This window comes from Novosphingobium pentaromativorans US6-1, from assembly GCF_000767465.1.
GTDB classification, from domain to species: Bacteria; Pseudomonadota; Alphaproteobacteria; order Sphingomonadales; family Sphingomonadaceae; genus Novosphingobium; species Novosphingobium pentaromativorans.
Window position 1 is genome coordinate 1,119,204 of the sequence record NZ_CP009291.1, and the last position, 18,707, is coordinate 1,137,910.

15 protein-coding genes, 1 tRNA gene and 2 pseudogenes are annotated in these 18,707 nt (G+C 61.7%); 5 read left to right on the top strand and 13 right to left on the bottom strand.

Annotated elements, in window-relative coordinates; genetic code table 11:
• The first annotated feature begins 100 nt into the window (after positions 1-100).
• The 3 genes from JI59_RS05180 to JI59_RS05190 are packed head-to-tail and all read left to right on the top strand — an operon-like array spanning position 101 to position 3,167.
• Positions 101-1,255, top strand: a complete 1,155-nt coding sequence (locus JI59_RS05180; RefSeq protein ID WP_337999266.1) for a tyrosine-type recombinase/integrase — start codon at positions 101-103, stop codon at positions 1,253-1,255.
• Complete coding sequence (locus JI59_RS05185; protein ID WP_006832488.1) at positions 1,252-2,166, top strand: tyrosine-type recombinase/integrase; 915 nt, start codon at positions 1,252-1,254, stop codon at positions 2,164-2,166. Before JI59_RS05180 ends, JI59_RS05185 begins: the two co-directional genes overlap by 4 nt.
• Positions 2,163-3,167 (top strand): tyrosine-type recombinase/integrase, encoded by a 1,005-nt coding sequence (locus JI59_RS05190; protein ID WP_007015829.1) that lies wholly within the window; start codon positions 2,163-2,165, stop codon positions 3,165-3,167. Before JI59_RS05185 ends, JI59_RS05190 begins: the two co-directional genes overlap by 4 nt.
• A gap of 135 nt (positions 3,168-3,302) precedes the next feature.
• On the opposite strand, the pseudogene JI59_RS28175 reads toward JI59_RS05190, so the two are convergent.
• The 6 genes and pseudogenes from JI59_RS28175 to JI59_RS05215 form a co-directional block, all read right to left on the bottom strand.
• Positions 3,303-3,629 (bottom strand): annotated as a pseudogene (locus tag JI59_RS28175) (strawberry notch-like NTP hydrolase domain-containing protein); the annotation flags it as partial.
• Between the two features lie 84 nt (positions 3,630-3,713).
• On the bottom strand, positions 3,714-4,718 hold the full coding sequence (locus JI59_RS05195; RefSeq protein ID WP_009823939.1) for a site-specific integrase: 1,005 nt from the start codon (positions 4,716-4,718) through the stop codon (positions 3,714-3,716).
• A complete protein-coding gene (locus JI59_RS05200) occupies positions 4,715-6,070 on the bottom strand; it encodes a tyrosine-type recombinase/integrase (protein ID WP_009823940.1) in 1,356 nt (451 codons plus the stop codon). The genes JI59_RS05195 and JI59_RS05200 overlap by 4 nt, the downstream gene beginning before the upstream one ends.
• Positions 6,067-7,298 (bottom strand): annotated as a pseudogene (locus tag JI59_RS05205) (site-specific integrase). Before JI59_RS05205 ends, JI59_RS05200 begins: the two are co-directional and overlap by 4 nt.
• A 90-nt stretch (positions 7,299-7,388) precedes the next feature.
• Positions 7,389-9,602 (bottom strand): strawberry notch family protein, encoded by a 2,214-nt coding sequence (locus JI59_RS05210; RefSeq protein ID WP_038575589.1) that lies wholly within the window; start codon positions 9,600-9,602, stop codon positions 7,389-7,391.
• A gap of 103 nt (positions 9,603-9,705) precedes the next feature.
• The gene (locus JI59_RS05215) at positions 9,706-10,614 is read right to left on the bottom strand and encodes a DUF7146 domain-containing protein (protein WP_007013845.1); all 909 of its coding nucleotides are present in this window, start codon (positions 10,612-10,614) and stop codon (positions 9,706-9,708) included.
• A 127-nt stretch (positions 10,615-10,741) separates the two neighbouring features.
• Between JI59_RS05215 and JI59_RS05220 the strand changes: the two genes are divergently transcribed.
• A complete protein-coding gene (locus tag JI59_RS05220; RefSeq protein WP_038575591.1) occupies positions 10,742-11,401 on the top strand; it encodes a lytic transglycosylase domain-containing protein in 660 nt (219 codons plus the stop codon).
• Positions 11,402-11,413: 12 nt separating this feature from the next.
• The gene (locus JI59_RS27315) at positions 11,414-11,611 is read left to right on the top strand and encodes a DUF5818 domain-containing protein (RefSeq protein ID WP_046902796.1); all 198 of its coding nucleotides are present in this window, start codon (positions 11,414-11,416) and stop codon (positions 11,609-11,611) included.
• A 15-nt stretch (positions 11,612-11,626) separates the two neighbouring features.
• Here JI59_RS27315 and JI59_RS05225 read toward each other — a convergent pair whose 3' ends face one another.
• The 7 genes from JI59_RS05225 to aspS form a co-directional block, all read right to left on the bottom strand.
• On the bottom strand, positions 11,627-12,880 hold the full coding sequence (locus JI59_RS05225; RefSeq protein ID WP_038577050.1) for a tyrosine-type recombinase/integrase: 1,254 nt from the start codon (positions 12,878-12,880) through the stop codon (positions 11,627-11,629).
• 178 nt (positions 12,881-13,058) lie between these two features.
• A tRNA-Met gene (locus tag JI59_RS05230) sits at positions 13,059-13,135 on the bottom strand.
• A gap of 96 nt (positions 13,136-13,231) precedes the next feature.
• The gene (locus JI59_RS05235; RefSeq protein ID WP_338042179.1) at positions 13,232-13,780 is read right to left on the bottom strand and encodes a 2'-5' RNA ligase family protein; all 549 of its coding nucleotides are present in this window, start codon (positions 13,778-13,780) and stop codon (positions 13,232-13,234) included.
• A 60-nt stretch (positions 13,781-13,840) separates the two neighbouring features.
• Positions 13,841-14,815, bottom strand: coding sequence for an endolytic transglycosylase MltG (gene mltG, locus JI59_RS05240; protein WP_007013840.1), 975 nt, complete (start codon positions 14,813-14,815; stop codon positions 13,841-13,843).
• 28 nt (positions 14,816-14,843) lie between these two features.
• Positions 14,844-16,106, bottom strand: a complete 1,263-nt coding sequence (gene fabF, locus JI59_RS05245; protein WP_007013839.1) for a beta-ketoacyl-ACP synthase II — start codon at positions 16,104-16,106, stop codon at positions 14,844-14,846.
• A 172-nt stretch (positions 16,107-16,278) separates the two neighbouring features.
• Entirely contained in the window at positions 16,279-16,515 is a 237-nt protein-coding gene (locus JI59_RS05250) for an acyl carrier protein (RefSeq protein WP_007013838.1), read from the bottom strand.
• 210 nt (positions 16,516-16,725) lie between these two features.
• Complete coding sequence (gene aspS, locus JI59_RS05255; protein ID WP_007013836.1) at positions 16,726-18,552, bottom strand: aspartate--tRNA ligase; 1,827 nt, start codon at positions 18,550-18,552, stop codon at positions 16,726-16,728.
• Positions 18,553-18,707: the final 155 nt, after the last annotated feature.

The window sequence follows — 18,707 nt, forward strand, 5'->3', positions numbered from 1 at the left end:
GCGTGTCAGGCGCTTTGTCCGGTTTCTCGAAGACCAGGGTTACATCGACGTAGCCGATGGGATTTACGATCTCGGGCGTCATCTTGCTGACTATTCGCATATGATCGATGGCCTCCAACTCGCGAAGGGGGTGGCGCAAGCCTACCGTTCAGAGGCGGAGCACTTCGCGGCCTGGCTGCGGGTATCGCGATGTCCATGGACCGATGTCGATGACACGGTCACCAAACAGTATGCCGATCACGATTGTCGGTGCCCGGTTTTCCGCAAGCGCGGCAAGCTGACCACTTCCGGCAGGAAGCGACGGCGGCGTTGCACACGGCACTTCGTTGAGTTTCTTCGTGATCGGCGCGCCATCGCTCCGGTCGCGGTGAAGGTGGTCGAAGATCCGCAGGTCGCGGCATATGTCGGTTGGCTCAGGCAGGATCGAGGCGTGACCGACGAGACGATCCGGCGATACCGGGCAGAGATTGAGCGGCTGATGCCCATGCTCGGCGCGCCGGCACAATGGGATGCTGCCACTCTGCGAGATGCGTTCGAGCGTCGCAGCAAGGAGATCCCGGGATCGGCTTCGCTGCTCGCCACGATCATGAGGAGCTATCTTCGGTTTCTTATTGGCCGAGGCCAATGCCGCCCAGCGCTGCTGCACGCAATGCCTTCCGTACGGAGATACCGGCTTTCGGCATTGCCGCGCTACATCGACCCGGCAACGATCGAGAGGATCATTGCAGCCTGCCCGACAGGTCGGCCGGTGGAAGTTCGGGATAAGGCGATCATTCTCCTGCTTGCCAGACTTGGCCTGCGAGCAGGAGATATTCGGGATATGCGTCTCGACGATATCGATTGGCGATCCGGCCATCTGAAGGTCAAGGGCAAGACGCGTCGACCGGATCGTTTGCCATTGCCACAGGGTGTTGGCGACGCGATCTTGGCATATCTTGCTGCGGCCCGCCCGACGGCCATCGAAGCGCACCTGTTCTTGCGTTCGCAAGCCCCGTTCCGGCCATTCAGTTCGTCAGCCGAGATCGCCGGCATCGTTGCACGCACACTCGAGCGCGGCGGGATCGAAGGTCTGCCGACCGGATCGCACATATTCCGGCATTCGCTTGCAACCAACATGCTGCGCTCTGGTGCAGGCCTGGAGTCCATCGGGACCATCCTGCGCCACAGCTCGCCCGAGACCACCGCCATTTACGCCAAGACCGATCTGCCGATGCTCTTGAAGATCGCACAACCCTGGCCCGGAGACCTGTCATGATAAACGCACAGATTTCGCGGTACGTCGCTTTGCATCGCAGCCTCGGTCGCAAATTTTTCGAGCAGGAGCGCCTGCTTCGCAAGTTCGGCACCTACGCGACTGGCTTCGGAGACAGCCACACCCGTATCGACCGCATCTACGACTGGTGCCGAGCGACGACTTCGCAGAACACCGCGCGGACCGGCTTCACTTTCGTGCGCAACTTCTGCTTGTTTGCCCATGCCGAGGATCCAGCCAACCAGGTTCCGCCCGCCGGTGTGTTTGGCCGGGGGAAGCGTCCGCGACCAACGCCGCACATCATCCAACCGGAACAGGTCCGGGCGATCATGAAGGCGGCGCTCGATCTTCCGCCCAAGGGCATGATCAGTCCCTTCACCTATCATTACCTGTTCGGTCTGCTGGCGGCGACCGGTCTGAGGATTTCCGAAGCTCTAGCACTACAGTGCGACGATCTGGTCGAAGACGGTCTGATCGTCCGCGACGGCAAGTTCGGCAAGCAGCGCCTAATCGCCTTGCAGCCATCAATCCGTCAGGCTCTCGAGGCCTATCTCGCAACCCGGGCAAGGCTCGGTGCCACGGGCAACGATCTGTTCGTGACGATCCGGGGAAGAGCACCCCATAAGGTCCGCGCCCACGTCGTGTTCGTCAGGCTGGCGCGACAGCTCGGATATCGTGGACCAACCGGGACTGCAGGTATGCGGCTTCACGATTTGCGGCATACCTTCGCCGTACGCTCGCTCGAGTCCTGCTCGCCGGACCGGGACGCCGTGACGCATCACATGGCCGCGCTCAGTGTCTATCTCGGTCACACCTCGGTCGCCAACACCTACTGGTATCTCGAAGCCACGCCAGTGCTGCTGCGCGACATCGCTGCCGCGAGCGAGGATCTGTATCTGGGAGAAGCGGCATGACGGCGCTTGCTCCCCATCTCACAGCCTTCCTGCGCGAACATCTGCCGCGGGAACGCGCCGTAAGCCCGCATACGGTGAAGACCTATGCCAACTGCTTCGTCCTGCTGGTCCGGTTCGCATCCGATCGGCTGAAGCGTCGACCGACCGATCTCGAGATCGAGGATTTCGGCACCGACATGATCATGGCCTTTCTCGGCCATGTCGAGGTCGAGCGCGGCAGCTGTGTGCGGACCCGCAATGGCAGGCTCGCTGCGATCAGATCCTTCTTCCGGTACATCGAGTATCGGGTTCCGGCGTGTCTTGACCAGGCGCTTCGGGTTCGATCGATCCCCAGCAAGAAGGCAGACAAGACGCTGATCGATTATCTCGACCGGGCCGAGATCAAGGCATTACTCGACGCGCCCGATCCTCGGACACGGCTCGGTACGCGCGATCGCGCTATGCTGCACTTGACCTATGCAGCGGGGCTTCGGGTATCGGAACTCGTGTCGCTGCAACTGCGCGATTTCCCGGATCGATCGCTCTCGACGGTCCACATCATGGGTAAAGGCCGTCGCGAGCGGGTCTTGCCGCTATGGAAAGAGACCCAGTCCGCACTCCGCGCATGGCTTGTCATCCGTCCTGAGACTGAGGTCGCCGAGGTATTTCTCAACGCGAACGGGCAGCCCATCACCCGCGATGGCTTCGCATTCCGTCTCGCCAAACATGTCAACGCGGCAGCAAAGAAGCAGCCGTCGTTGCTGCGCAAACGAGTCACGCCGCATGTATTGCGTCATTCCTGCGCGATGCACACGCTCGCAGCGACAGGCGATATTCGCAAGGTCGCACTATGGCTTGGACATGCCAGCATCCAGAGCACCGAAACATATCTGCGCGCCGATTCAGAGGAGAAGCTGCGGATTTTGGCTGCGCATGGCGGGCCGGAAATCAGCCCTGGACGCTTCAAGCCGCCGTCAGACACTCTGATCGCCATGCTCAACGACGTCCGCAAGCGGGCATAGCCTTCGGCCACGCTGCCCCAACCGCACAATTATCTGGAGTAAAATCATGACGAACCGACGCAATCCCGCGCCTCCGGCTGCGACGCTCGACATAAACTGCGACTGCAAAGAATACGTGTAATGCTGAGCTCAACATTAGACGTATTCGCGAGGGGAGAGATCGATTTCGAGTGCTTCGCGTTCCGCATCGGAGAGATCAGCGAGGCGGCGGTTGAGCATGGCTTCGGCGGTCGAGACGAGTTGCACGACAACCGCGTTGCCGTCCGCAAGTGCCGCGTCGATTGCAGGCAGCAGGCTCGGCAGCTTCATGGATAGAAGGAGCTGCGCGAAGAAGCGCTGCTTGGTGCCTTCAAATACCGAAAGCGCAGCCGATTTGGCACCTGAATTCAGGGTATCGCCACTGTCAGTGTCGACGATCCGGGTTGCCTCGAGAGCCTCTCGCAGGTTGGCATGAATGATTGCTTATCGCGAGGAAGCGGTAATGCGGAGGAACGCGGCGTAGTCCTGCAAAGCTGCGGAACATTTCGCCACGTCCTTCACATTATTCTATAGGGTGTCGAGCCATCCCATCAGATTGGCATCTCGCTTCCACGAAGGTGGCACGTTGCTCGCCGCCGGGGCGCCAACCTGTTCCAGCGCCTTTCGTTTGGTCTCCAGATTGGCCTGAGCATAGTGATTGGTCGTATCGAGACTGACGTGCCCGAGCCAACTGCGGATGACGGTGATATCGACCCCGGCGGCAACGAGGTGGACGGCGGTCGCGTGCCGGAAGCTGTGAGGCGTAACGTGTTTTGACTGGAGGGTCAGCGTCGATTTCGCGGCTTGTTCCACGTAGGCGTTGAGCTTGAACCGCACCCCTGACGCCCCTAGCGGTTCACCGTATCGATTGACGAAGATCCGCTCATCGGGCGCACGCGGCTGTCGCTCCAGTAGCTTCCTGAGCAATGCCACGGTTTCTGGCCAGAGCGGGCAGATGCGTTCCTTGCGCCCCTTGCCGTAAAGACGCACGAAGTTCGGTGCATCGAACCGGATTGCTTCGGGACAGAGGTCAAGCGCCTCTTGGATTCGCGCGCCACTGTTATAGAGGAACGAGAGCAGTACATGGTCGCGCAGCCCTTCGAGTGTCGATCGGTTGGGCTGGGCGAGGATGGCCTCGACCTCCTCGGGCTCGAGGTAGCACGGCGCGGAGGTGGGCTCCCGCTTCAACGGAACAGCCAGGACCTCTGAGCACTGCGCGATGTATTCCGGATTCTTGTCCGCCACGAAGCTGAAGAAGCTGCGGATGGCGGCCAGTCGGCAGTTCCGCGTGCCGATCGTGGTCTTGCGGCCATGCTCGGTATGATGAAGGAACGCGCGCACCTCGCCGGCCGAGACGTCGGTGAGCGTCAGCCGCGCGACCCCGCAGCCTTTTCGCTCCGCGACGAACCGAAGCAGCAGCCGCCAGGTGTCGCGATAAGAGCGGATCGTGTGGATTGACGCGCTGCGCTGCTCGGCCAGCCACTCCTGGAAGAACGCCCGCAACAACGCGGGCAATGGATTGCCTTTCCTCATGGCCGCGCCTCCGTGACAAGGCACGGGGCGCCGAGCGCGCGGAACCGTTCACTGGCTTCCTGCAACAGATCCTGCGTGACGGTGATGTAGACCAGCGTGGAGTGGAGATCCCGGTGCCCCATGTAGGTCGAGAGGAAGTGCAGTTTTTCCTGAGGGTTAATGCCGGACCGGTACCACTGGAGGATGCGGTTCACCACCATCGAGTGACGAAGGTCATGGACCCGCGGCCCGGTCCGGCCCGAAGCGGGCTTGAGCCCAGCACGGCGCATGACGTTGGTAATCATTGTCGTAACCGCCTCGGGCCTGTAGCGGTCATTTAAGTGGGCATGCCAGAACAGCCCTGATTTCGGGTTCTGTGGGCCGCCAGCGCGCCGCCTCGCATCGATGTACGCGCGCAGTTCGACCGCGACACTGTCGGATAGAGGCAAGATCCTGGTCTTGTAGAACTTCGTTTCCCGGATCGTGATCGTGCTTGATTGCAGGTCCACGTCACCAAGATCGAGCCATGCCAGCTCGCTTCGCCGTAGCCCGGCACAATAGGCCAGCATGATCATGGTGTAGAGGGTCAACGGCCGCAGCGGAGCGTCCGGCGACGGATAAGTCCGTGCGGTATCGAGCATACGCCGAACGTCAGCCGGGCTGAAGATATGCGGTTGCCGATGCTCCCGCGCTACTTCCCGCTCTGGCCGGGGATTGAAGCGCTTTGGCGGGATAGTCGGATCGAGGCGGAACCGCGCCTTGGTCAGGATGCGCGCCAGCTTCTGGCATTCAGCCGCGTGGTTGCGGGTCGGCTTGGCAGCCGCCCAGCTCGCAATCATTGCCTCAAGTGGTTGCTCCGCGAGGTCGGGACGGGCCTGAAGGAACCGATCGAACCGCAGCAGCCAGTGAGCCTGCGCTTCATATTGATATCCCCGGCTGCGCATCAGCATGACATGGTCTTGCATGAAGTCACCCAGCACGCTGCCGAAGGGCGCAGGCCGTCGTAACGCGGCCAAGGATTCGTCGGGATTCGGGGAAGCCAAGGCCCGCCAGATCGGCTTGCTTTGCTTGACGTTGTACCGACGGCGAAGTGCAGCAACAGGGTTGTCGGCGATCAGCCCGATTTCGACGAGGTGGTCGAGGAAGCGGTCGACAATGCAGACCTGATTGAGCAGCGTCGACAATCGCCAACGTTTTTGCATCTCCTTCAGCCAGGCGTCGAGCATCTGCCGGTCCACCGCCGGATGCCGGCGGGCAACATCTTCGAAGGTGCAAAGGAACCAGCGATATGTCGGTACGCTTCCCGGCCGGAACTGCGATTTTACCAGGAAGGCGTCGACGACGGTGCGATCGGGATCGTGCCAGGCGCTCATGACAGCACCTCCATTCCAGGCACCTCGAGTGCCACGGCTCGGAGATCATCTGTTGCCAGTTTGAGATAAGTATTGGTGGATTCGGTGGATCGATGCCCGAGCACGTCGCCGATGATCTTTTGCGGGACCGATGCCCGCAGCATTTCGACCGCACGTGCGTGGCGAAAGACATGCGGCCCCCGCTTTCCTGCTGGCACTACGCCTGCGGCGGCCAACCGACCGCGGATCATGCCGTACAGGTTCGTCATTGCGATATAGGGTGCGCAGGATCGGACGAAGATTTCCCGCACTTCAACCTGGGGCCGCCCAAGGCGCAGATAATCCAGCAGCGCTTCACCAACAGTCACCATTAGCGGCATGTACGAGTACGCGTTGGTCTTGGTGTGGCAGATCCGGAGGGATTCTGCGCGCCAGTCCACGTCATCGAGCCGAAGGCGGCATATCTCACCTTCGCGCAGCCCATACGTGGCAAGCAGCTGAAGTATCGCATAATCGCGTAGTCCGCGTGGCGATCTGTCCTCCTGCGTTGTCGCCAGAACCGCGGCGATTTGGCTCCTTTCCAGCGTCGACGGCACATCTTCGTAGGCATAGAGCATGGGGCCGATGATGTGTGGCGTCAGATCGGTCGGGATGCGACCCGTCCGATGCAGATGGCGAACCACCGAACGGAGACGCTCAGCGACATCGGCCAATGATTTGCGCCGTAAACCAGGCGCGCGCATGTCCATGTAGAGATCGATGTCCACGATGCTCAACGTTTCGAGGCTGGCGGCACCGGCCCGGTCGAACTGCCATCGCAGGAAGTTTCGCGCCTCCCACATCAGCGCCGCAATGGACGCGCTTGCCAAACCGCGCTCCTCGCGCAGCCATGCCTCGTATTCGCGGCAAATTTCATGTCGATGCTCGTCATCGGGACCGATCATTTCTGCGTCCGGGGGCCAATTGCCTTGAGCAAGCCGGAGGAGCTTGGCGATCGCGGTGCGGGGCAACATGTGCCAACGCGCACTGGGAGGCCGACCGTACTGGATCTCAAAATCCTGAACGCATAGCCAAAATACTGATCGACCTGCTGCGGCGTCACAGTCTCGACCTGTATATCGCACTCGGCCAGATAATCGAGAAACGCGCGGGCGTAGAGACGGTGGTTCGCCACGACCACGGGATTGTAATTCTGTGTGGTGAGCGAATTCGAGAGTTCGGTGATCAACTCGTCATGCAACTTCAACATGATTGCCTCCTCAGCTGGTCCAGGGACCGCCGAGGTTCGCAACCAATATAATGCGCAGCAACTGCGCACACTATCATGGGAATTCGCCGGTTACGCCGCGCTCCTCCGCATTACCGCTTCCTCGCGATAAGCAATCTTATGCGCAGCTCGCCATAATACCGCCCAGGCGTCTGCATAGGCGTCATAAACCGCTACCTGGTCGGAGGTCAGGCAATGCTCGAGAATCTCGTACTCAACTCCGGCGAATGAAAGTGCCCTCGCCGCGTACAGTCCGAGTGCCTTCAGATCACGGGCGACCAGTTCCATTGCAGCGATACCGCCATCGCGGATATCTGCGACGAAGGCTTCGCGATTGGCAAAAGCCGTCTCGGGACCCCACAGGCCAAGACGGGTGGCATAGGCGAGATTATTGACGTCGGATGCCCCGGTCGCCGATGCGTAGAGCACGCGGGCGCGCGGCAACAGATTCTGGATGCGAACACCGGCAATGCCCTGTTCCGACCCTTTGACCTTACCACGTGAGCCTTCCCCGCCAGCGGCGTTGGCCATCGCATGGGCTTCGTCAAAGACGATGAGCCCGTCGAAGTCCTCCCCTGCCCATTCGAGAATCTGCTCGAGCCGGGTCGCATCGCTGCGGCCCGAGCGTAGTGTCGGATAAGTCACGAAGAGTATGCCCTCGCGCATCCCGATCGGGACACCGAGCTTCCATTGACCAAGGGGCTGAACGTCGATGGGAAGGCCGCCGAGGGCGCTCCAATCGCGGCGGGCATCTTCGAGCAAAGCTTCGTTCTTGGAAATCCAGATGTGGCGCCGTTCACCCCTCACCCACCGGTCGAGGATGACGGAAGCGACTTGCCGGCCTTTGCCTGCACCAGTTCCGTCACCAAGAAAGTAGCCCATGCGGTAGGCGTGCCCCTCGGCGCTCGCCTTCAAGGCGCAGCCCTTGTCGTCGGGCTCAAACCGGCCCGGCAGATCGCGGGCATGAGCGCTTGCGGCATAGATCAGGGTCTCGGCCTGCGCAGCGGATAAGGCGCCTCCAGCAATGATGCTCGAAGGAAGCTGAGGCACCACTTCGGGCACGGGTGCGGTTATCGAACCCATCGCGACAGATTCGACCAGCTGCGTCGGATGCGGGACAGCATCTGCAATCGAGATCCGGCTCGGTCGGTAAGGCAAATAATGCCCAACCTGGCTTTCGATCGGCGCAGGTGCTTCGAGCGGAGTAAATTCAAGCGGCAGGATCGACGCCGCTGCCGCGGCTGGATGGATCTTAAGTGGAACCGGTTTCGTCCTGTTCGCCACCAATCGAAGCGGCAAGGCTGGCTTGGTGCCGATGCTGGGTTCGGCGGGCAGGCTTACCCGGTCAGGCAGCATATCGATCAGCAAATGAAGCTCGACAAAGTTTGCCGGCTGGGCGATGATCGGGCTGTTATCATCCTCAGCCTTGTCGAGAACCACGAGCCGGGTTGAGATAGAGGTGCCCTGCTTGACGAAACCGCGCTCGATCGTCGCGTTGAGACGCAACGAGACGGGACCGGCGATCCCGACAAGAAACTTCGGAAGCTCGAACCATTCGGGCATCACTGCGACCAGGCGGCCACCGGGCAGAAGGCGCTTCCAGGCAGAACGCAAGTGCCGATCGCCAGTGCGACTATCGTGGCCCCTCTCGATACCGTGTGAATAGGGCGGGTTCATCAGCACCACGCTCGGACCCACGTCGGGCGTGAGAAGTTCGTCGATCAGTTCCCCGTCAAATCCCGTGACTGTCGCCTCCGGAAACACGGTGCCCAGGCATTCGCGGCGCAGCGGCGAAATCTCGTTGAGAGCTAGACGCGAAGTTGTCTTTGCTGCCCATACGCCCAGCATCCCGGTCCCGGCCGACGGCTCGAGAACCAGTTCATTGGCAGAAATCGCGCATGCCTTTGCAGCCATCCAGGCCAGACGGGGCGGCGTCGCGAATTGTTGCCACTCGATCTGCTCATCGCTCCGGTTGGACTGGGTCGGGACCAGACCTTCAAGGCGCGTGAAAGCCTCATCGGCAAAGCTGGATGACATTGCAGGTGAGAATTCGGTTGCCTGCGTCAGGAACAGCACCTGCGCCAATTCAAGTGCGGCATGGGCATCACGTACGGACCAGCGTCCTTCGGCGTCGCTACCGCCGAAGTGATCGGCCATTGTTGCATTCACAGTGAGCCGTGAAATTGCTTGATCTGCAGCGAGCCGCGCGGCCAGCGCCCTCGCCGCTGCCAACACTTGCGGCTCGGCGGGATCGGAGAATGCGAAAGCGGTATTTGCGTGTAACATGAGAGACCTCCTGAAGAGGCCCTGGGTTTGTCCGGGTGTCCGTTCGGATGGATCCGCCCGGGGGCCTCACAAGGCCCCAAGCCCGCTTTCCTCTCACCGACATTCAGACCGCAGCTCGGACTGAGCGCTTGAGCACATCATTCCAGTCGTCGCCGGTTAGCTCCGGACGCCTGGTGACAATCAGCCGCCCTTCGCAAGCGTAGGCCTCTCGCGCACGCTCTTCAGCAAGGTGCCCGCCCGCATCATTGTCGACAAAGAGATACAGCTGGCGCACCGATTCCGGGATTGTGGCCAGGCCGAAGCGTTCGTTTCCTAGCGTCGCCCAGCAGGGAACATTGAACATTTGCATCGCTGAGAGGGCCGTTTCGTTTCCTTCTGCGAGGCCAAGGCGTCCCCCATTCGGGTACGCGAAACGCACCGCGCCAGAACCGGGGCTGCCTAACGCACGCCTGGGCTGATCGAAAGAAGCCAAGCTGGTTTTGTCGAGGTCAAGGAAGGAGCGGTGCAGCGCCAGAATTCCGGCATCATTGCGCACGGCCGCCACCATCGCGGGTAGAAACCGGACAGCACCCTTTGGCCCCAGCGGCATATGCGGGTGGAAACGCAGCTCCGGCGAAGAAATCGTGATGCCTCTGGACACGAGGTACTTTTCGGCGGGGCTGCCAGCGATGGTCGACGCCTCACGCCAGAGCCTCAGCGCATTGCGATTGGCGACTTCCTCGCGCGGTTCGGCCACGATCGGACCACTCGTGCCATCGAACAGATCCGCAATTCGTATTCCGAGCCCGGCCATGGCTTCTATCACCGCCTCGTTCGTGCAGCCGGCAAAGCAATGAACAAGAATTGCGCGCTTTCCGAGTGTGATGCTTAGCGAAGGAGTGCGGTCGTTGTGGGCCGGGCAGCAGCACATTCCGCGCGAACGCGACCAGGCACCGCCCAGCTGCTCGACTATCTTGCGGGCGCGGGTTTCCAGTTGCAGACCTTGGAACTGGGATGATCGGTGTTGGTGCATTGGGGCATCTCCATCGTAACGTGCCTCCAACCGCGCAGCCTCCGCTCTGCGTCGCTGACGTTTCATTTTCCTACATCAGCTGTTCTCTATATGTTCTTTCACGATTCGACCACCAAAGGATTCGGGAATGAGACTGAAATGGGCAGTAGTTGCAGGGGCAACGACAGGATTTGGGTCCGTCCTCCCCGCTCACGCGCAGGAGATGGAGCCCCCTCTGATGACCGTTGCCTCGGAGTTGACGACCGACGGCTTCCGCGTTGCAGAAGGGACTGATGGCTTCCTTCTCGTCGAACATGGCATTTGGAGAAAGCCTCCAACGGCCTCGCCCGAGCCGCCGGCTACCGATGCGGGTCGAACCTATCTGCCCTATCGATATCCAAAGCCCCAAGGCAGCGCGCCATCGGGATTCCGTCGGGCAAGCTACCTTCCTCATGTTTACGCTGCTGAGGCTCAATACTCGCTACCAAGCGGCCTTCTCGACGCTCTTGTATGGACGGAATCACGATATAACCCGATGGCCATCAGCAAGGCCGGGGCCGCAGGTTTGGGGCAATTGATGCCAGGGACAGCGCGGGACCTTGGCGTTTCAAATCGCTTCGATCCCAAGGCGAACATCTTGGGTGCGGCCCGATACCTACGCCAGATGCTTGACAAGTTCGGGGTAGTTCATCTGGCCCTCGCTGCCTACAACGCAGGTCCAGGTGCCGTCGAGCGCGCAGGCGGTATTCCTCGCAATGGCGAGACGCCGGCCTATGTGCGCGAAGTGCTGCGCCATTGGCGTTTTTGAACGGGGGGTGTTGTGAGCGCGGGTCGAATACGCGTCTCGGGAATTTTAAGCCGCGGTAGACGCGGGATGTTCCTGACCACGACAGACGAAGTCGTCTGGATCATCGAGAGCGAAGAACCCGAATGCGAATTCGTCGGATCAGCGGTGATTGTCGAGGGGGTTGTTGCAGGTCGAGATCGTTTGCGCGCAGACTGGATTGGACCGGTCTGATCGAAGCCATAGTTATCAGGCTGCGCGCTTCCCTGCCTTCTTGATGTCGATCACCTTCCCGCCGCTCAGATAGTCAGCCCAGTCCTGCATCATCCGGCGCCGAGGAGCCAGGTATTCAGCGGCATTGTAAGCTCCACGCACGTCGTTTTTCTCCGAATGCGCGAGCTGTAGTTCGACCCAATCCTCATGGTATTTCCTGATCCACATGGGCGGCTTACCGAACTCGACCAACTGCTCATTGGCCCAAGTGCTCGCCAAGCCCCGGAAGCCGTGTACGGTTTGGCGGCTGTGGTATCCGAGGCGATAGAGCGCGTAGATCATTGTGTTCTCTGAAAGCGGCTTGTTCGGGCCGTTGCCCGGGAAGAGAAACTCGCCAGGCGCTGCTGCTATCATGGATTTCGCGATGTGCGTTGCCTGCTGCGAGAGGGGTACCAAATGCTCTCGTCCCATCTTCATTCGCTCGGCTGGTATCCTCCAGACAGGTGATTTTCCGCACAGGTCTTCAAACTCGGATTTGGCGGCGAAACGCAGTTCCTTGGTTCGAACCCAAGTCAGGAGCGCAAAGAGAACTGCGTCACGGGTGATCGCGGACCGTCGTTCGCCCTCTTCCTGGTAGGCATGCAGCTTCTCGATGAATCCGGGCAACTCGCTGAGCGGCAGCCGGCTCATATGCTTCACTCTTGGTCGCGGCTTTAGAGCCCCGCGCAAATGCGTCGTCGGATCGTTCGAGGCCAGACCACACGCGATTGCGAACTGGAAGACTTGCCCCACCCCTTGTTTCGCACGCCGGCTGATATCGAGCGCGCCTCTTGCTTCGATCTTGCGGATCATTGCCAGGACGTCGGGTGCCGTGATTTCATTCACGAGTTTCTCGCCGATGACTGGAAAGACGTCCCTTTCCATGCGCGACCAGACGCGTTCGGCGTGCGCGGCATTCAACGCGCTTTTTCGATTTTCATGCCAGCGCTTTGCGACCTCGAAGAAGGTGGCTCCTTCCTGCGAGATCACTTCTCCCTTGGATTTCATTGGATCCTTGCCCTCGGCTAGCAACGCCTTTGCGGCTGTGCGCTTGTCGCGCGCGGCAGCTATCCCGAGATCTGGGTAAGCGCCGAACGAGAGCAACTTCTCCTTGCCCGCGAAGCGGTACTTCATCCGCCATAACTTTGACCCGTTCGGCTGTACGAACAGGAATAAGCCCTCCCCGTCGGCCATCTTGTAGGCGCGCTCGCGTGGCTTGGAATTTCGGGCCTGAATCTCCGTGAGAGGCATTGGGGGTATCGCTCCTTTCCGATACTCCGCGAAAATACCCCCAAAATACCCCCACACCAAATCTGGCTGCATGTGGAAGACCATGGGCGCATGCGGACGCGAATCACCCGCAACCCTCTGCTTTTCTTTCGATTTTTGGAAAAATGCGGAAGCTAGTGGAAGCTTCCGGATCAAGGAATGGTAGCGGAGGAGGGACTCGAACCCCCGACACGCGGATTATGATTCCGCTGCTCTAACCGGCTGAGCTACTCCGCCATACCATATGGCCTGTTCCGGCCGCCCCGGTTTGCCCGGTGCAGGCCGCGTCCTTTAGGGGGGAGGTCGGGATCGGTCAACACCTGAAATGACGAATTATCCGCGAAAAGGAATCGTCCTGATTTCGCGCCACAAGCCGTCTTCCCAGGCATAGAGTCCAAAGCCGCGGAAACGGAAAGCGAAGGGCTGCAATTGGGGGGCCAGTTCGGCTTGCAGGGCCCTCGCCGCTTCGCCCGTAACCTTGTTCTGGATCGTGATGTGAAGACGCAGCGGGCGAGCGTCCTGATGCGTCAGCAGGCCATGCATGCGTTCAGCGATCACGCCGTGCAATTCGACCACCTCGGGAGACTCGAGCGCAAGCGCCGTGCCATGTCCCAGCTTCATCAGGCCGGTCATGCGAGCGCTCGGCGGCGGGCTTGCGGAGAGGTCCTTGAGGACCTGCACAAGTTCCTCCTCCACAGTGGCCGGCAGAGCGTGGAATAGCGTGACATGAGCCCGCAGGCGATTGCGTTCGGGCGGGTAGTGGGCGCGGCGCAGGCCATCGGCCCACGAGAGGACGTCGCCCGGGAGTTCGGCCGTGACCAGCAGGGGCGCGCCGGGCTTGCGCTCGGGACTAAGGGCTTGTCCGGGCAGGTTCGCGCCGATGGTGGCCTCCTTGGGGTGCGCGCCGTCAGCGGCGCGGCCGGCAACCTAGCGCATCAGGCGTCAGAGTTCACCGCGCTGGCGACGGATCGCGAACCACTTCTTCACGTTGTCGTTATGCTCGGCCAAAGTCGCGGCGAAAGCATGGCCCCCGGTACCGTCCGCAACCATGTAGAGCGCATCGGTCCTGGCCGGATGCAACACAGCCTCGATCGAAGCGCGGCCGGGATTGGTGATCGGATGCCTGGGCAGGCCGACCATCGTGTAGGTATTGTAGTCGTTGACCGCCTGGATTTCCGACTGGAGGATGCGGCGGCCCAGCGGCTTGCCCCTGGTGATCGGGTAGATGATCGTCGGGTCCGCCTGCAAGAGCATGCCTTCGCGCAGCCGATTGGAATAGAGGCCGGCCACCATGCGCCGCTCGGAAGCCTTGCCGGTCTCCTTCTCGACGATCGAGGCGAGGATCAGAGCTTCCTCGGGCGTCTTCACCACAAGGTCCTTGCCGCGCTTGCCCCACTCCTCCTTGAGCGTGCGGGTCATCGCGGCCTGCATGCGGCGCAGAACGTCCTCCCGGCTGTCGCCCGACTGGTAGGCATAGCTGTCGGGCAGCACCGAGCCCTCTTCGGGCACCGGCACTTCGCCGGTCAGTTCCGGCGTCGCCATCAGCCGCTCCTGCACCATGATCGAGGGCATGCCCTCGGGGATGGTGACATAGCGGCGGATCACGTCATCGCTGGTGATGATGCCGAGCACCCGCGAGGGGCTGGCATGGGCGGGGATGGCGAACTCGCCGGCCTTGATGGCGCCGCCGCCGCCGAAGATCCGCGCACGCAGCGCGAAGCCGGAAGCGGAGCGGATCACGCCCTGCTCTTCCAGCCTTTCCGCAACTGCCGTCAGGCTGGCGCCCGCAGGCACGATGAAGTTGCGGTCCTTCTCCAGAGGGCCGGAACCGAACCAGCCGCCCAGGAAGCTCCAGAGAGCCAGGAGGACGGCCGCGGCAAGCACCGCGGCCAGAACCCATCCGCGCCGGGACATCATCGGCCCGTCCGCTCCATCGGCTATCGCCTCAGTCGATCTTGCGCATCACCAGGCTGGCGTTGGTACCGCCGAACCCGAAGCTGTTGTTGAGCACGGCGCGCACTTCGCGCTTCTTCGCGGTGTGCGGCACAAGGTCGACGCCCTGGCAGCTCTCGCTCGGGTTATCGAGGTTGAGGGTCGGCGGCACGATCTGGTCGCGCAGTGCGAGGATGCAGAAGATCGATTCCACCGCACCAGCACCGCCAAGCAGGTGCCCGATCGCCGACTTGGTCGAGCTCATCGAGACATCGTTGATGGCATCGCCGAAGAGGCGGCGCACCGCGCCAAGTTCGAGCTCGTCGCCAAGCGGGGTCGAGGTGCCGTGGGCATTGATGTAGTCGATGTCCTTGGGCTCGACGCCTGCCTTGCGCAGCGCCATCGCCATCGAGCGGTATGCGCCCGAGCCTTCGGGATGCGGCGCGGTGACGTGGTAGGCGTCGCCCGAAAGGCCGTAGCCGATCACTTCTGCATAGATCTTGGCACCGCGGGCCTTGGCGTGCTCGTACTCCTCGAGCACGACGACGCCAGCGCCCTCACCCATGACGAAGCCGTCGCGGGCCTGATCGTAAGGGCGGCTGGCCTTGCTCGGATCGTCGTTGAAATTGGTCGAGAGCGCGCGGGCCTGCGCAAAGCCGGCAATGCCGATCGGACAGATGGTGCTTTCCGCGCCGCCCGCCAGCATGATGTTGGCATCGCCGTCCTTGATCATGCGCGCCGCGTCGCCGATCGAATGGGCACCGGTCGAGCAGGCAGTGACGACCGCGTGGTTCGGGCCCATCAGGCCGTACTTGATCGAGACCTGACCCGAGATCAGGTTGATCAGGCGGCCGTGGACGAAGTGCGGCGAGACGCGGCTCGGGCCCTTCTCGGCCAACACGAGCGATTCGCTTTCGATGCCCGGCAGGCCGCCGATGCCCGAACCGATCGAGCAGCCGGCCATGAGGCGGGTTTCCTCATCCATGTCGGCAAGACCGGCGTCTTCGATCGCCTGGCCCGCGGCATCGATGCCGAAGACAATGAAGGGATCGACCTGACGCTGGACCTTGTGGTCGACGCGCTTGCTGGCGTCGAAGCCATATTCATGATCGGCCGGCTTCACTTCGCAGGCGATACGGCATTTCTGGTCCGAGGCATCGAACTTGGTGATCGGCCCAGCGCCGCTCTTGCCGGCGAGGATATTGGCCCAGGTGGTCTCAACATCGGCACCCAGCGGGGTGACAAGACCAAGTCCGGTAACGACGACGCGACGCATTCATGCTCTCCAAAAATGCAGTTGGCCGGTAATGCATCTGGCCAGGGAAATTCAGTTGGCCGAAACGGCAACAGGCCCGCCCCTTAGAGGTCGAGCCTGTCGATATCAATCCGGGTTCCGGTATCCCGCCCCCTGACATCAGTCAGGGAAGCGGCGAAACCGAAGGACTGGCTCAGCCCTTGTTTTCTTCGATGTACTTGATCGCATCGGAAACGGTGCTGATCTTTTCAGCAGCATCGTCCGGGATCTCAACGCCGAACTCTTCTTCGAAGGCCATGACCAGCTCGACGATGTCGAGGCTGTCTGCGCCCAGATCGTCGATGAAGCTTGCTTCTTCGGTCACCTTGTCGGCTTCGACGCCGAGGTGCTCAACGACGATCTTCTTAACCCGATCGGCGGTATCGCTCATTTGAATAGACCCCTTCTCAATCCGGAGGATAAAATCTCGAAAGTCGCCCTAATGACAACGAGTCGAGCTGGCAAGCCTCCCGCTGAACTTAGGAGGATGTCGGCAAGGTGACATACCCCCTGTTATCCACTGTCCAGGCGGGATTCCAGGCAATTTCCCAGGCATGGCCGTCCGGGGTCGGCCTATCCATCTCAGGCGGACGTCAGCCTATCAGCCTGCGTCGGGGGCGACAACGTGGCCCGGCGTGGCAGCGGCGGGCTTCACCGCATCGACGACGCGCAGGTGCAGTTCGCGAAGCTGCTTCAGCTCGGCCGGGGACGGCGCGCCCATCAGCAGGTCTTCGGCGCGCTGGTTCATCGGGAACAGCGTGACTTCGCGCAGGTTCTGCGCGCCACACAGGAGCATGACGATGCGGTCGACACCGGCCGCCATGCCGCCATGCGGCGGCGCGCCATACTGGAATGCACGGTAGAGGCCGCCGAAACGATCCTCGACGTCCTGCTTCGACAGGCCGACCTTCTCGAAAGCCGCAACCATCAGCTCAGGGCTCTGGTTACGGATCGAGCCGGAAGCGATCTCGTAGCCGTTGCACACGAGATCGTACTGGAACGCCTTGATCGTGAGCGGGTCCTGCGAGGTCAGCGCTTCCATGCCGCCCTGCGGCATCGAGAACGGGTTGTGCGCGAAGTCGACCTTCTTGTTGTCCTCGTCCCATTCGAAGAACGGAAAGTCGACGATCCAGCACAGCTCGAAGCGGTCCTTGTCGATCAGGTCAAGCTGCTCGGCGACGCGGGTGCGGGCGAGACCGGCGAGCTTGGCCGCCTGCTCTTCCTTGCCGGCAGCGAAGAACACGCCGTCGTTGGGACCAAGGCCCAGTGCCTCGATCAGCGCCGCGGTCTTGTCCTCGCCATGGTTCTTGGCAATCGGGCCGCCGGGGACGCCGTCCTTGATGTTGATGTAGCCCAGGCCCGAGAAGCCCTCGCCGCGGGCCCAGTTGTTCATCTCGTCGAAGAACTTGCGGCTGCCAGCGCCCGCGCCCGGCGCCGGGACCGCGCGGATCGTACCGCCGTTCTCGACGATGCCCGCGAAGATGCCGAAGCCCGAGCCCTTGAAGTGCTCGGTCACGTCCTTGATGACGATCGGATTGCGCAGGTCCGGTTTGTCCGAACCGTAGTCCAGCATCGCCTGGGCATAGGGAATGCGGCGGAATTCACCCGAGGGGGTGACCGGCTTGCCCTTGGCGAACTCGGCAAAGACGCCCTGGATCACCGGCTCCATCGTTTCCCAGATTTCCTCCTGGGTAACGAAGCTCATCTCGAGGTCGAGCTGATAGAACTCGCCCGGCAGGCGGTCGGCGCGCGGGTCCTCGTCGCGGAAGCACGGCGCGATCTGGAAGTAGCGGTCGAATCCGGCAACCATCAGCAGCTGCTTGTACTGCTGCGGCGCCTGCGGAAGCGCGTAGAACTTGCCGGCGTGAATGCGGCTGGGCACGAGGAAGTCGCGCGCGCCTTCGGGCGAGGACGCAGTGAGGATCGGCGTCGAGTACTCGGTGAAGCCGATGCCTTCCATGCGGCGACGCATGTCCGAGATGATCCTGGTGCGCGTCACGATGTTGGCGTGCAGCGTCTCGCGGCGCAAGTCGAGGAAGCGATACTTGAGGCGGATGTCCTCCGGATACTCCTGCTCACCGGCGACCGGCATCGGCAGTTCCTCGGCCTTCGACAGCACCGTGGCGCTGCGCGCATAGACCTCGATCTCGCCGGTCGGCAGGTTCGGGTTCACCGTTGCCTCGGTGCGCGCCTTCACGTTGCCCTCGATGGTCACGACGCTTTCGAGACGCAGCGAATCGAGAATTTCGAGCGCGGGGCTATCCGCATCGGTCACCACCTGGGTGATGCCGTAGTGGTCGCGCAGGTCCACGAAGAGAACGCCGCCGTGGTCACGCTTGCGATGTACCCAGCCGGACAGGCGGACGGTCTGGCCGACATCGGCCGCAGTCAGGGCGCCGCAAGTGTGGGAGCGATAGGGATGGGTCATGGCGTGGTCGCGCTTCTTCTCAAGAAAACTGGTTGCAAGCGCAGCCCCCTAGAGGACTGCCGCCACGATTTCCAGATGGCGTTTGCCCTGAGCCGATTTCCGCCCTCGCCCGCAGGCCCGCAAGATGCCGGGGCGTTACCCGAAATTAATCTCGT

Excerpts from the sequence above, each read along its gene's own strand:
- JI59_RS05180 (WP_337999266.1), top strand. The coding sequence starts at position 101 with ATGATCGATGGCCTCCAACTCGCGAAGGGGGTGGCGCAAGCCTACCGT.
- JI59_RS05185 (WP_006832488.1), top strand. The coding sequence starts at position 1,252 with ATGATAAACGCACAGATTTCGCGGTACGTCGCTTTGCATCGCAGCCTC.
- JI59_RS05190 (WP_007015829.1), top strand. The coding sequence starts at position 2,163 with ATGACGGCGCTTGCTCCCCATCTCACAGCCTTCCTGCGCGAACATCTG.
- JI59_RS05195 (WP_009823939.1), bottom strand. The coding sequence starts at position 4,718 with ATGAGGAAAGGCAATCCATTGCCCGCGTTGTTGCGGGCGTTCTTCCAG.
- JI59_RS05200 (WP_009823940.1), bottom strand. The coding sequence starts at position 6,070 with ATGAGCGCCTGGCACGATCCCGATCGCACCGTCGTCGACGCCTTCCTG.
- JI59_RS05210 (WP_038575589.1), bottom strand. The coding sequence starts at position 9,602 with ATGTTACACGCAAATACCGCTTTCGCATTCTCCGATCCCGCCGAGCCG.
- JI59_RS05215 (WP_007013845.1), bottom strand. The coding sequence starts at position 10,614 with ATGCACCAACACCGATCATCCCAGTTCCAAGGTCTGCAACTGGAAACC.
- JI59_RS05220 (WP_038575591.1), top strand. The coding sequence starts at position 10,742 with ATGAGACTGAAATGGGCAGTAGTTGCAGGGGCAACGACAGGATTTGGG.
- JI59_RS05225 (WP_038577050.1), bottom strand. The coding sequence starts at position 12,880 with ATGCCTCTCACGGAGATTCAGGCCCGAAATTCCAAGCCACGCGAGCGC.
- mltG (WP_007013840.1), bottom strand. The coding sequence starts at position 14,815 with ATGATGTCCCGGCGCGGATGGGTTCTGGCCGCGGTGCTTGCCGCGGCC.
- fabF (WP_007013839.1), bottom strand. The coding sequence starts at position 16,106 with ATGCGTCGCGTCGTCGTTACCGGACTTGGTCTTGTCACCCCGCTGGGT.
- JI59_RS05250 (WP_007013838.1), bottom strand. The coding sequence starts at position 16,515 with ATGAGCGATACCGCCGATCGGGTTAAGAAGATCGTCGTTGAGCACCTC.
- aspS (WP_007013836.1), bottom strand. The coding sequence starts at position 18,552 with ATGACCCATCCCTATCGCTCCCACACTTGCGGCGCCCTGACTGCGGCC.